The organism is Halanaerobium sp. (assembly GCF_003070835.1).
Window position 1 is genome coordinate 1 of the sequence record NZ_QBLR01000095.1, and the last position, 12561, is coordinate 12561.

General features: G+C 34.9%; 14 protein-coding genes. 12 read left to right on the plus strand and 2 right to left on the minus strand.

Features of this window, described 5'->3' with window-relative positions; translation table 11 throughout:
• From CI949_RS10670 to CI949_RS10685, 4 genes are all read left to right on the plus strand, one after another.
• A partial coding sequence (locus CI949_RS10670) for a FapA family protein (RefSeq protein ID WP_290766207.1) occupies window positions 1-567 on the plus strand: 567 nt, incomplete at its 5' end.
• 129 nt (window positions 568-696) lie between these two features.
• On the plus strand, window positions 697-1161 hold the full coding sequence (locus CI949_RS10675) for a hypothetical protein (RefSeq protein ID WP_133529790.1): 465 nt from the start codon (window positions 697-699) through the stop codon (window positions 1159-1161).
• Between the two features lie 22 nt (window positions 1162-1183).
• Entirely contained in the window at window positions 1184-1792 is a 609-nt protein-coding gene (locus CI949_RS10680; RefSeq protein ID WP_133529791.1) for a DUF4163 domain-containing protein, read from the plus strand.
• Between the two features lie 106 nt (window positions 1793-1898).
• Window positions 1899-3155, plus strand: a complete 1257-nt coding sequence (locus CI949_RS10685) for a DNA polymerase thumb domain-containing protein (RefSeq protein WP_290766212.1) — start codon at window positions 1899-1901, stop codon at window positions 3153-3155.
• A 14-nt stretch (window positions 3156-3169) separates the two neighbouring features.
• Here the strand turns inward: CI949_RS10685 and CI949_RS10690 are convergent, their stop codons facing one another.
• Complete coding sequence (locus CI949_RS10690) at window positions 3170-3499, minus strand: YolD-like family protein (RefSeq protein WP_290766215.1); 330 nt, start codon at window positions 3497-3499, stop codon at window positions 3170-3172.
• A 218-nt stretch (window positions 3500-3717) separates the two neighbouring features.
• Between CI949_RS10690 and rfbB the strand changes: the two genes are divergently transcribed.
• From rfbB to CI949_RS10730, 8 genes are all read left to right on the plus strand, one after another.
• Window positions 3718-4677: a dTDP-glucose 4,6-dehydratase gene (gene rfbB / locus CI949_RS10695; RefSeq protein ID WP_290766217.1), complete on the plus strand. Its 960-nt coding sequence runs from the start codon at window positions 3718-3720 to the stop codon at window positions 4675-4677.
• 139 nt (window positions 4678-4816) lie between these two features.
• The gene (locus tag CI949_RS10700) at window positions 4817-5707 is read left to right on the plus strand and encodes a LysR family transcriptional regulator (protein ID WP_133529795.1); all 891 of its coding nucleotides are present in this window, start codon (window positions 4817-4819) and stop codon (window positions 5705-5707) included.
• 40 nt (window positions 5708-5747) lie between these two features.
• Entirely contained in the window at window positions 5748-6923 is a 1176-nt protein-coding gene (rffA, locus tag CI949_RS10705; RefSeq protein WP_290766223.1) for a dTDP-4-amino-4,6-dideoxygalactose transaminase, read from the plus strand.
• Window positions 6916-7683 (plus strand): glycosyltransferase family 2 protein, encoded by a 768-nt coding sequence (locus tag CI949_RS10710; RefSeq protein WP_133529796.1) that lies wholly within the window; start codon window positions 6916-6918, stop codon window positions 7681-7683. Before rffA ends, CI949_RS10710 begins: the two co-directional genes overlap by 8 nt.
• Complete coding sequence (locus CI949_RS10715; RefSeq protein WP_133529797.1) at window positions 7671-8915, plus strand: ATP-grasp domain-containing protein; 1245 nt, start codon at window positions 7671-7673, stop codon at window positions 8913-8915. Before CI949_RS10710 ends, CI949_RS10715 begins: the two co-directional genes overlap by 13 nt.
• A 17-nt stretch (window positions 8916-8932) precedes the next feature.
• Window positions 8933-9940, plus strand: coding sequence for an ABC transporter substrate-binding protein (locus CI949_RS10720; protein ID WP_290766229.1), 1008 nt, complete (start codon window positions 8933-8935; stop codon window positions 9938-9940).
• Window positions 9930-10700, plus strand: coding sequence for an ABC transporter permease (locus tag CI949_RS10725; protein ID WP_290766232.1), 771 nt, complete (start codon window positions 9930-9932; stop codon window positions 10698-10700). Before CI949_RS10720 ends, CI949_RS10725 begins: the two co-directional genes overlap by 11 nt.
• A complete protein-coding gene (locus CI949_RS10730; protein ID WP_290766235.1) occupies window positions 10697-11464 on the plus strand; it encodes an ABC transporter ATP-binding protein in 768 nt (255 codons plus the stop codon). Before CI949_RS10725 ends, CI949_RS10730 begins: the two co-directional genes overlap by 4 nt.
• On the opposite strand, the gene CI949_RS10735 is transcribed toward CI949_RS10730, so the two are convergent.
• Window positions 11421-12561 (minus strand): 4-amino-4-deoxy-L-arabinose transferase (locus tag CI949_RS10735; RefSeq protein ID WP_290766237.1); only part of this gene is annotated, 1141 nt, incomplete at its 5' end. The genes CI949_RS10730 and CI949_RS10735 overlap by 44 nt on opposite strands.

Sequence of the window (12561 nt, forward strand, 5' to 3'; positions counted from 1 at the left end):
CGTTATAAGGCCGGCTGGAAAATCGATGCTGCAGGCGGTACTGTTGCATTCGGTTCAGCTTTTGATAATATGGCTAATTTGGAAAGAATTAAAGATGAAAGTATGCTCAATAATTTCAAAGAAAATTTAGCTGAATTTATAAATCAAAAACTGGATAACAGTGGTGTATTAAATATTTATACCGGCTATATTCAGAACTCTGAAATTAACATAGGAGGTTCAGTAATTATTAATCGACTGGGATGTTATAACTCAACAATTAAAGCAAAAAAATCAATTATTGTTAAGAGCAATCCGGGGTTTCTAAAAGGCGGCTCATATCAGGCTGAAGAAATAATTTTTACGCAGGAAGCCGGGAGTAAACTGAGCAAAACTTATTTTAGGATAGGGGAACAGATTTTTATTAAAGAAGTTTTGGGAACACTGGTGATCAAGAGTGAAAATGACCGAAAAATTATTGAAGAGGGAAACAGGAATATAAACTTTAGAGTCAATGACTTTGGTGAGCTGGTGACAGCTGCTACCCTTCCAAATATAAATCAATATCTCTTGAAGGATGAAGGATAAAACAATTGTTTTAAATATTCAAGCTGAGCTGCTGGTTAATTTTTGTCAGCAGTTTTTTGCCATTTTATTAGGTCACAATTTATGTTACAATGAAAATATAATTAATTTAAGAAAGGTGCTGATTGGAAAATGAGAAGTAGTGATATTGATACAACAGGAATTGAAGAAGCTCCAGAAAGTGTTGAATTTAGTGAAGGGGATAAGGTAGATATTTTAGTATATAAATTTACTGATTTAGGGGCTACAGTTATTATTAATGATAAATATTTTGGTCTGGTGTATGAGAATGATATTTATAAGGAAATTACTGTTGGTGATCGGTTAAAAGGATATATTAAAAAAATTAGAGAAGATAATAAAATTGATGTTAGTCTGCGCAAGATTGGCTATGGTCGGATTGAAGATGCAAAAGAAAAAATACTGGCCCGACTTAAAGCTAAGGGTGGATCTTTACCTTTAAATGATGATAGTTCACCAGAAAAAATCAAAAAAGCTCTTCAAATAAGTAAAGGAAGTTTTAAAAAAGCGATTGGTGGTTTATACAAGGAAAAAATTATTGATATAACTTCTAAAGGAATTAAGTTAAAAAAATAAATAAAGAAAAGAGCAGTTAAAAGTGAGAAACAATAATTCTTTTTTTGACTGCCTCAACTTTAAATTTATAGTCCTGACTGCAGTTGTTTTTCTTTTTCTGACAGCAGCCTCGGCTGCAGCTTTCGAAGTTGTTTCAATTCCAGTGGAAAAGACTGGAAAAGATGTTTATCAGATTGAAGCAGAGATTCCAATTTTAATGGAGTTAAATCGCAAAAATATCCAGGAAAAATATAATGATCTTTTTAGAGACAACATTATGACTTTTGTAGAATATACGATTAATATGGCACGACAGAGTCAGCAGAATTTTGCAGAGGCTGAGTTTCCGAGGCGAGAATTTGTGGCTAAAGTTGATTTTGAAATCAAAAATAGTAAGCAAATATTAAGTATCAAATTTGCTTACAATCAGTATACCGGGGGAGCTCACGGGAACCCCTACAGCCTGACTTATAATATTGACCTTGCTGCAGGAGATGATTTAAAATTAATCGATTTTCTGGAACTTCAAAATATGAATTTAAACGAAATAGAAGAATTTATTAGAGCTGAGATAAAAAAACTGCTGTGTAAAAACAGCAGTTTTTTTATGTCTTTAATTGGACCTGCCTTTAATTGGACCCGGTTCAAATAAGCTTATTTGAACCGGGTCCAAAAGAAATTAACGAACTTATGTTTGCTAAAATCGAAAAAATATGCTAAAATATATTTAAACAAATGTTCGTCAAGGGGGTTTTAGTATGCAGCCTGATTATAGTGATGCTCCTCAGAATCAAATTTTATGTGTTGATATGAAGTCATTTTATGCCAGCATTGAGTTGGTTAAAAGAAATATTCATCCGCTTAAGGGCTATCTGGCTGTAATTGGTGATAAAAAAAGAAAAGGTTCAGTTGTTTTAGCAGCATCTGCTGCCTTGAAGGAAAAATATGGAATCAAAACAGCTCACCGCTTATATCAAATCCCGGACAGGGAAGAAATTATACTGGCTGAAGCTAATATGGGACTTTATCTTGAAATTTCAATGAAAATAACTGAAATTTTTAATTCTTACCTGCCGCTGGAAGCAGTACACATTTATTCAATAGATGAAGCCTGGCTTAAATTAAATGGTAGCCAGAAAAAGTATGGTGACCCATTTGAATTGGCAGTAAAAATCAAAGAAGAAATTTGGAGTAAATATGGTCTGCCCTGCAGTATGGGGATCGGCCCCAACATGTTTATGGCCAAGGTAGCAATGGACAACGAAGGGAAAAAAAGCGGTCTCTGCCGCTGGAATTATAGTGATATTCCCGAGAAGTTATGGCCTTTAAATTTATCTGACTGCTGGGGAATTGGCAGTCGGACTGAAAAAAAGCTGAACAAAATTGGAGTTTACACAGTTGGTGAACTGGCACAACTGCCACTTGAATATTTGGAAAACAAATTTGGAATCATCGGTAATCAGCTTTACTACCATGCCTGGGGAATAGACTATTCAGAAGTGGAGGGGCATTTTGATGACCGCAAAAAAGCAGTTGGACGAGGAATCACACTTTACAGTGATTATACCTGTCTGGAAGAAATCAAAACTGTAATTTTTAACCTGGCTGAAGAAGTTAGTAAAAGAGTTCGGCAAAACAATCTAAAAGGTAAAACAGTTTCGCTTGCTCTGGGCTATTCAAAAAGTGAAAACAAAAAAGGTTTTTCCAGACAGCTGAGTTTGGAAAAAAGAACCGATCTCACAAGAGATATTTATCAGGCAGCAGTGGTTATTTTAAATAAACATTATCAGGGCGAAAAGGTTAGAAAAATAAGTCTTTATTTAACGAAATTTACGGATAGTGATTATCAGCAGTTAAATCTATTTGAAAATGATTTAAAAAGATCAGAAATTAATCAGCTTAGAGACCGGCTGGCCAATAAAATGGGAAAAGATGTTTTATATTATGCCCGCAACCTGGAAAAAGGAAATATTAAAGAGAGAATTGAAAATACCATTGGTGGGCACCACAAATAATTTTTTCTGAAAATTTAAAATTCAAATTCTATAATTTGGCTAAATTTAATTTTTTTGATTTCTTGATTAAGCTTTTTAATTTTAAGCTGCTGTTGATAATTTTCGAGTTTTAAAATTTTGCCCTTTATGTTTTTAATTCTTTTATCTTCATAAAATTTTATGCTGACAGTTAAGTTTCTATTTAATGCTTCTTTAAGTTTAAAATTAATTTCTTTTAACTCTTGCTGGTCCAGTTCCGGTTTTTCTATTTCGGCTTCCTTCATTTTTAATTCTTTTAATCTTTTCTGATGTTCAACCAGCATTAAGGAATTCCATTTTTTATTCCCTCTGTCTTTAAAATTCATTCTATCAACTCCTTTGGTTTGGCTATTAGGCAGAGCTAAAGCACTATATATTTAATTTTAACATACAAGTGTTCGCAAAACAAGTTCTTTTAAAAAAGATCCGGATTTAATGTAGAATTGAGGCTCAATATGATATAATAGTTTTAAAGAATATTGGTATTTTATGAGAGAAATTTTTGATTTTATCTAATATATTTTCTTAGGAGGGGTTTGAACAGATGAAGATTTTAGTTACAGGTGGAGCCGGTTTTATTGGCAGTAATTTTATTCGTTATCAGCTTGAAAATTATGATGATCAAATTATTAATGTAGATAAACTTAGTTATGCCGGTAACCTTGATAATTTGAAAGCTGTTGAGAACAGTCCTAATTATGAATTTAAAAAAATTGATATCTGTAATAAAGAAAAAATTGATCAGATTATGCATCAGGGAATAGACTATATAGTGAATTTTGCAGCTGAATCTCATGTTGATCGGAGTATAAAAGATCCTTCGGTATTCGTTAAAACAAATATTGAAGGGACTCAGAATTTGCTTGATCTGGCTCTTAAATTTGGAGTTAAAAAGTTTGTGCAGATATCTACTGATGAGGTTTATGGAAGTCTCGGGCCGGAAGGGAAGTTTAAAGAAGATAGTCCGTTAAATCCATCCAGTCCCTATGCTGCTTCGAAAGCGGCCGCTGATCTTTTAGTTAAATCATATGCAAAAACATATGAGCTGCCTGTTAATATCACTCGGTCTTCCAATAATTTTGGTCCCTATCAGTATTCAGAAAAGTTAATTCCTCTTTTTATTATTAATGCACTTCAGAATGAAAAACTGCCTCTTTATGGTGATGGCAGTAATATTCGGGACTGGATTTATGTTAAAGATAACTGTCGGGCAATTGATCTGGTAATGCGGCGGGGAGATAGTGGTGAAATATATAATATTGGAGCAAACAACGAAAAAAGCAACCTGGAAATAACCCAAAAAATCTTATCTTTGCTGTCAAAATCAGCGCTCTTAATCAAACATGTAGAAGACCGAAAAGGTCATGATTTCCGTTATGCAGTTGATACCAGTAAGATAAAAAACAAGCTGGGATGGGAAGCGGAATCTGATTTTGAGCAGGCAATAGAGAAAACTTTGAACTGGTATCTTGACCACAAGCAGTGGTGGAAAAAATTGATTTAAATTTAGGGAATCTATTTAATATTTCGCTTTCGCGATTAACTCTTGTTATTTCTTTTGATTAATAATATAATTAATTAAGAACATTAGCTTAAAACAGTGTTTTCTAAATTATATTAACTGTCAATGAGAGGGTGTAGTTATGCATATTGAAAGCTTAAAATATTTTCAGGAGATTGCAGAAGTAAAAAGCATCTCCAAAGTTGCAAATAATTCTCACATATCTCAGCCTGCTTTGAGTCAGCAGATTCAAAAACTTGAAGATTCACTGGGAAAAGAACTTTTTATCCGCAGCAATCGAGGAGTAAAGCTGACCAATTCAGGTGAGGTAGTATTAAAATATGCAGATAATATTATCCGAACCTATAATAAGATGCTTTCGGATTTAAACGAACAGGAAAATCAGGAAATAAAGATTGAGGGAGAATATACTATTGCTACTTACTGTCTTCCCTGTGCAATTTTAAATATGCAGTTTAAGTTTCCAAATCATAAGTATAATCTGGTCGCCGCTTCTTCAGATAAAATAGAGCAGGATGTTCTAAGTGATATCTGCGAAATTGGGTTTACAACTCATCCGGCCCAGGCTGAAGAGCTTCACTCTGAAGAGGTAATTAACGAAAAAGTAGTGCTTATTTCACCACCTGCATTTGATCTGCCGGAAAAGGTGAAGCTGGAGGAAATTCTGGATCATAAATTTGTGATTTTAAAAGAAGACTGTATAATAAAGGAGAATTTCAAAGAGGTGCTGGCAGATGTTGGTCATAATTTTTCCGAGATAGAAATTATATCACGTCTGGATTCTACAGAAGCAATAAAGACTCTGGTCCGCAAAGGTTATGGAGTTGCTTTTGTACCATATAATGCAGTTCGAGATGAATTTAGTGCTAAAGAAATTAATGTCTCCAGAATTACTGATTATGATCTTGATTATGATATTTATATGATTAATAAAAAAGCAGAGTTTTTATCTGATGATGTAAGAGATTTTATCGCGAACTTTAAAAAATTGGGCAGACATATCTGTTATTAAGTAAAAATTGAGAGCCTGAAAGTTTGGAGCGGAGTAATTTATGTTGAAAATTGATTTTAATAAAACTTATCTGAGTGGAAAAGAAAACGAATATATAACTGATGCCCTTCAAAGAGGCAGTATAAGTGGTGATGGATATTATACAGCCAGGGTCAGTGAATTTCTGGAAGAAAAGTTTGATCTAAATAGAGTTTTAATGACTACTTCAGCTACTCATGCTCTGGAAATGACTGCTCAATTAATAGGATTAAAAAAAGGTGATGAAGTTATTATGCCTTCTTTTACTTTTAGTTCTACTGCGAATGCAGTTTTAAAAGAAGGGGCCAGACCTGTTTTTGCAGAAATTAAAAGAAATAGCTTTAACCTTGATCCTGCTGATTTTGAGTCAAAAATCACCTCTAAAACAAAGGCTGTTATTCCGGTTCACTATGCCGGGGTCAGCTGTGAAATGGATCAGATTAGGGAAATCGCAGCAGAAAATGATATCTATGTTATTGAAGATGCTGCTCATGCAGTTAATAGTTTTTATAAGGGAGAGCCTGCAGGTGGCATGGGAGATTTTGGCTGTTACAGCTTTCACGGCAGCAAAAATTTTGTCAGTGGTGAAGGGGGAGCCTTAGTTATTAACTCTAAGCAGGATGAACTGATAAAAAAAGCAGAAATCATTAGGGAAAAAGGAACAAATCGGTCCCGTTTTTTAAGAGGAGAAATCGATAAATACAGCTGGGTTGGTGAGGGCTCAAGTTATCTGCCATCAGACATATTGATGGCACTTTTATTTGCCCAGCTGCAGGAGATTGATTATATTACTGCTCAGCGGAAAAGAGTATTTGATTATTATAATCAAAATCTAAAGAAATTTTTAGATGGAAACTTTTTGGAACTTCTGCCGGTGGCAGCTGCTGCTAAAAAAAGCAATTATCATATTTATTATTTAAAATTTAAGAATCAAAAAATAAGAGACTTTGTTTTAAAAGAGCTTAAGTTTAGAGGAATAGAGGCTGCTTTTCATTTTCAGCCCTTACATGCCTCGCCAATGGGGAAAAAGCTTGGTTATCAAGCAGAAGATCTGCAGCTGACAAATCAGATTGCTTCCAGTCTGCTCCGCCTGCCAATTTATCCAGAACTTTCCCGGCGGGAATTAGATTATATAATTCAGGCTCTGGAAGAAATTTTTTGCAGTTTAAACAGGCAGGTGAAAGAAGTTAATGACTGATTTAATTTCTATTGTAGTACCTGTTTATAATGGTGAGGACTCCCTGGAAGAACTTTACCAGACAGTGAAGAAAGTAGCTGTAACAAACAATTTTGAATTTGAATTAATTATGGTAGATGACTGCAGCTCAGATCAAAGTTATCAAAAAATTGTAGAATTAAGTCATCAGGACAGCAGAGTTAAGGGGATTCGCCTGAAAAAAAATTTTGGTCAGCAGAATGCTATTTTTTGTGCTTTTAATTATGCTGCTGGAGATTATATAATCACTATGGATGATGATCTGCAGCATCAGCCTTCTGATATAGTTTTGCTGCTGCAGAAAATCAGAGAGGGCTATGATGTAGTATATGCCATTCCAGAGGTGAGAGCACACAGTTTCTATAGAAGAATAGGCTCCAGGCTGACTAACTACCTCTTTAATCTAATTACTCCCAAAAAAGAAGGGCTTAGAGTCAGCAGTTTTAGAATAATGACCAGAGAAATGCTTGCTAAAATTACAGCTTCAAAAAAGTCTTTTATCTATCTTTCGGCTATCATTTTAAAAGAAGAGCCAGCGATTGCAAATATCTACACAAAACAGCAGCAGCGCAAATATGGTCAGTCCAATTATAGTTTTTTTAGGTTATTAAAATTATTTTTAAAGCTTTTTATCTATTACGGAGAACTTCCTTTTTTAAAATATTTACGCTCAAAAAACGAACAGTATTTAATTGCAGAAAGTACTTTTATAGAGAAAGAGGAATCAAAATGCGGTTATTAATTCTTGGTGGAGGCAGCGGCCAGCTGAGTTTAATTAAAAAGGCAAAAGAGCTGGGGCATGAGGTAGTTGTTTCAGATTATTATCAGGATGCTCCCGGCAAAAAGATTGCTGATTTCAGTTCTGAAAGCAGTACTTTCGACCTTGAGGCCAACCTTAAAACTGCAGAAGATTATAAGGTGGACGGTATTTTAACGGCTGGAACAGATCAGCCGGTTTATACTGCTGCCCGGGTGGCTGAACGCTTGAATTTAAAGCAGTATCTCTCTACAGAAACAGCTGAGGCTGTAACCAACAAAAAAGTTATGAAAAATAAATTCAGCAAAGCAGCAATTCCAACAGTGAAATATAAAATTTTAGCAGCAGATTTTTCGGATCAGGAACTGGAAGACTTTGAGAGACCCTTTGTTATTAAACCTCTGGACAGTCAGGGGCAGCGGGGTGTCTTTAAACTGGAGACAACTGCTCAAATTAGAGAAAAATTTAACGAAGTTCTTTCTTATTCCAGACAGGATAAAATTTTGCTAGAAGAATATTATAAATCAGATGAAATTACAGTTAGTGGCTGGGTTGTAGAAGGAAAGACAACAATTTTAACGGTTACCGACCGCCTGCGATTTGAAACAGGGATTCACATTGGAATTTGTTCTTCCCATCTTTTTCCCTCAAAGCATTTAGAAAAATACTTTGATGAAATTAAAAATATAACTGAAAAAATTGTGGCTGAGTTTGGAATAAAAAATGGGCCAATATATTTTCAATTTTTAATTGGAAAAGAGGGGCTAAAGGTTAACGAAATAGCCTGCAGAATTGGAGGAGCCTATGAGGGAGATTTTATGCCAGCGCTGACAGGGGTTGATATTTTGAAAATGATGGTCAGGCTGGCAGCAGGAGAGCCGGTTGAGCAGAAAGCACTGCAGAATTATTCTCTGCTGGCCAATCAAAAATTTCTTTCTTCACAGCTCTTCTTTGCTGGCCCGGGTCGGATAGACCTTATAACTGAGAGTTCTGAACTGCAGAAATTATCCGGACTTTTAAAAGTTGGTTTTAATTACAGACCTGGAGAGCGGATTCCAGATATAGAAAATGCAACTGCCAGAGCCGGTTATTTTATAGTGCTGGCAGATAATAAAGCTGAACTAAAGCAGCGGGTAGCTGCTGTATATGATAAGTTGAAAATTATTGACCGGAAGGGAAAGAATCTTGTTTACAGAGAAATCGGAGAAAATTTTTAGAAACCAGGAGTGTAAGTATGAAAAAGTATCTAACAATTATTATAGTTTTGATCTTAACTCTGCTGTTGGTCAGCGGCTGTGAAAATAATGAAGCAGGGCGCCAGCAAAAAATTACTATTGCCGAACAGTACGGGCTGGCCTATGCTCCTGTACAGTTAATCAAAGAACTTAAGTTTTTAGAAGAAGCCAACCCAAATTTAGAAGTCGAGTGGAAGCAGTTGAGCAATACTACTTCTATTAGAGAGTCAATGCTGGCTGGCGAAGTTGATATAGCTTTTATGGCTATTCCTCCTTTTTTAATTGCTCGCGATAAAGGGATGGAGTGGAAAATTATTTCCGGACTTTCTGAGAGTCCCCTGGGCTTAATGACCAACAGAGGAGATATTAATAGTCTGGCAGATTTTAAAGCTGATGCTAAAATTGCACTTCCCCAGCCCGGAAGTATTCAGCATATTTTACTCTCAATGGCGGCTGAAAGAGAATTTGGAGAGGTAGATAGATTTGATGAACAGCTTTTGACAATGAGTCATCCTGATGCAATGAATGCCCTGCTTGCCGGTAGAGAAGTAAGTGCTCATTTTGCCTCTGCTCCTTATCTTTTTTTAGAAAGCAAAGAAGAGGGAATTAAAAAGATTTTAAGTGGCAGAGAAGCCTTTGGTGGTGACTTCACCTTTATTATAGGTGTCAGTACTGAGGAGTTTTACGAGCAGCAGCCTAAAAATTATGCTTATTTTCTGAACGCCCTGGAGAAAGCAATAGAATTTATAGATGGGCAGCCAGAAGAAATAGCGGAAATTCTGGCAGATAATTATAATTTAAGTCAGACTGAAATGCTGGAATATCTAAACTGGCCGGGTATGACGTTCACCTCTGAAATCAAAGGTCTCAATAAGTTTATTGATTTTATGGCTGCAGAATCCTATCTGGAAGCAAATAATTATCAGTATTCTGAGCTTGTTTTTGAAAAAAATTTAGCCGGCAGCGAAAACATTTCAAAGGAGGAAGCTGTCCAAAATGAAGAGTAAATATAAACAGCGAATTTTTTGGGGGATAATTTTAGCCCTGATCTGGCAGCTAACAGCAGTAAGCGGAATTTTTTCGAAAATGATTTTTCCCGGTCTTGATCAGATTTTAACTGCTTTATTTGATTCACTAAAAGACGGCACCTTAATTAAGCAGATAGGATTTTCATTATCAGTGATTGCACAGGGGCTATTTCTGGCCACTATTACAGCTTTGATTCTTTCTCTGACAGCTTATTTTTCTAGTTATGCTGCTGGTTTGATAGATACCCTGACTGCTCTTGCTCATCCACTGCCTGGAATTGCCCTGATGCCTTTAATTTTGATCTGGTTTGGTTCTGGCAAAACGGCAATTTTGATTGTAATTATTCATTCAGTTTTATGGCCTTTAATTTTAAATTTAAGTACAGGTTTTAATTCAATTCCGGATATTTATACTTTGATTGCCAAAAATTATCGTTTAAATAAATTAGAATTTATGTATAAGATATTAATCCCGGCTTCCCTGCCTTACTTTATTTCCGGTTTAAAAATAGCCTGGGCCAGATCCTGGCGGGCGTTAATTAGTGCTGAAATGCTCTTTGGTGCAATTAACAGTCTGGGAGGTCTTGGCTGGTATATTTTTCAAAAAAGAGTTTTCTTTGATTTGCCGGGGGTATTTGCTGGAATAATTGTGATTATTTTAATTGGGATAGCTGTTGAAGATTTCATTTTTGAAAAGCTGGAAGCAAAAACAGTCCAAAAATGGGGAATGTTAAAATGAGATCCTATTTAGAACTTAAAAATATTAATAAAAGTTTTGAGACAGGAAAAGAAACAAAGATTGCTTTAAAAGATATTAATTTAGAGATTAAAGAAAATGAATTTTTGACGATCTTAGGCCCTTCCGGCTGTGGTAAATCAACACTACTTAAAATAATAGCCGGTTTCAGCAAAACAGATAGAGGCCAGCTTTTAAAAAAAGGAGAAGAACTTGTGGGTGCGGGTTTGGACAGGATAATGCTTTTTCAGGATTTTGAGCAGCTTTTTTCCTGGCAGACTGTGATTGATAATATCAGTTTTGCGGTTAAAGCTTCTGCTAAAAATAAAAATATAAAACTAACTAAAAGGCAGATTAAAAAAAAGTCATTAAAATATCTAACTGAAGTTAAGCTTGCAGAATATCAAAATTATTATCCACATCAGCTTTCCGGAGGAATGAAGCAGAGAATTGCTCTGGCTAGAACCCTGGCTGCAGAAGGTGAAATAATGTTAATGGACGAACCATTTGGTAGTGTAGACAGCCAGACCCGCCAGGAGCTGCAGCAGCTTTTGGTTCAGCTCTGGCAGGAAGAGGAGAAAACAATTATTTTTGTGACCCATGATATCAGGGAGGCAGTTTTCCTTTCCGAAAGAATAGTCCTCATGAAAAATGAGCCGGGCGAATTAATAAATATTATTGAAAACAAACTGTCATACCCTCGTATTAGGAGCAGTAGAGATTTTAATCAGCTTTTTGAGAAGCTCCAGTCTCAGCTGCAGAATTAACTTTATAGATTTTAACCGACCAGTTTTTGGCTCCGATTTTTCTTACAATTCTCATTGCATAGGTAGAATTAATGAATTCTTTGATCAGTTCAGTTTCCTGTTTGAGAAAATACTGCATTTCTTGATAATAAGGATAAAGATTGCCGTAGAGAATATTCCAGCTGGGTCGACTGTTGTAGATATAATCCATTTCTTCGGGATAAATTATATATTCAATTTTATTTTTATTTATATAATCAGCAAAAGAGAGATTGTTTTCCTGCAGATAAGCAAGGTTTCGGTAATCAACAAGGCTTCCATTTTCAAAATAATAGTCTGTATTTAAATTTGCCAGCACCCTGGCATCCCGCGGCACTACCTCTGCAATTTGCTGCAGATAATCCTGATAATTATAATGGCTGTCTTTAATTATTGTAAAACCACTGTTCAGCAATAAAATCATCATCAAAATCAAGACTAGTGATCTCTTAAATTTGGGATTTAAATTTTTTATCAAGTTTATAAATAAGAGATAGGCAGCAGGAAAAATAAAGATGATAGAGGTTTGGTTGTATCTGCCGATTATTAAATATCCAAGATTAAGCGCCAGCAGTGTCAAAAGCAAATAAATATTAATTCTATCTTTTTTAAATCTGCTGAAAATAGATTTGATTATTGATATTGTACTTACTGCAGTAAAAAATATAAGTTGAAATTTTATTGGAGGAATATAATAAGTACCGCTGACTCTATAAAATAACTTCAGATAAAATGATTTTAGATTTTCTAGTTTGATTAAAAAAGAATCTAAAACTCCCAGTCGGGCACCATAACTGCTGTAATTATTAATAAAATTGGGATCAAATTGAAAACTTAAATAAACAAATAACAGAGCAGTTAGAGCCAGGGTGCCGCCAAAGCTGAGATAATTTTTTAATTTAGTTTTTTGATTAAAAATTAAGTTCCAGCTGTAGATTAAGATTAAAGGCATGGAAATAATAAAGGCATTAGGATGAAAACCAATTGCTGAACCCAAAACAAGGCCCAAAATAATATCTTTTTGAACTGAATGAGCTGATTTAAAATACGTTTTATTAGCATTTTTAGAACTGTCTCTT

Bases quoted from the DNA above. Each gene is read 5' to 3' on its own strand.
- CI949_RS10710 (WP_133529796.1), top strand. From the start codon at position 6,916: ATGACTGATTTAATTTCTATTGTAGTACCTGTTTATAATGGTGAGGAC.
- CI949_RS10690 (WP_290766215.1), bottom strand. From the start codon at position 3,499: ATGAATTTTAAAGACAGAGGGAATAAAAAATGGAATTCCTTAATGCTG.
- CI949_RS10725 (WP_290766232.1), top strand. From the start codon at position 9,930: ATGAAGAGTAAATATAAACAGCGAATTTTTTGGGGGATAATTTTAGCC.
- rfbB (WP_290766217.1), top strand. From the start codon at position 3,718: ATGAAGATTTTAGTTACAGGTGGAGCCGGTTTTATTGGCAGTAATTTT.
- CI949_RS10720 (WP_290766229.1), top strand. From the start codon at position 8,933: ATGAAAAAGTATCTAACAATTATTATAGTTTTGATCTTAACTCTGCTG.
- CI949_RS10685 (WP_290766212.1), top strand. From the start codon at position 1,899: ATGCAGCCTGATTATAGTGATGCTCCTCAGAATCAAATTTTATGTGTT.
- rffA (WP_290766223.1), top strand. From the start codon at position 5,748: ATGTTGAAAATTGATTTTAATAAAACTTATCTGAGTGGAAAAGAAAAC.
- CI949_RS10675 (WP_133529790.1), top strand. From the start codon at position 697: ATGAGAAGTAGTGATATTGATACAACAGGAATTGAAGAAGCTCCAGAA.
- CI949_RS10700 (WP_133529795.1), top strand. From the start codon at position 4,817: ATGCATATTGAAAGCTTAAAATATTTTCAGGAGATTGCAGAAGTAAAA.
- CI949_RS10715 (WP_133529797.1), top strand. From the start codon at position 7,671: ATGCGGTTATTAATTCTTGGTGGAGGCAGCGGCCAGCTGAGTTTAATT.
- CI949_RS10730 (WP_290766235.1), top strand. From the start codon at position 10,697: ATGAGATCCTATTTAGAACTTAAAAATATTAATAAAAGTTTTGAGACA.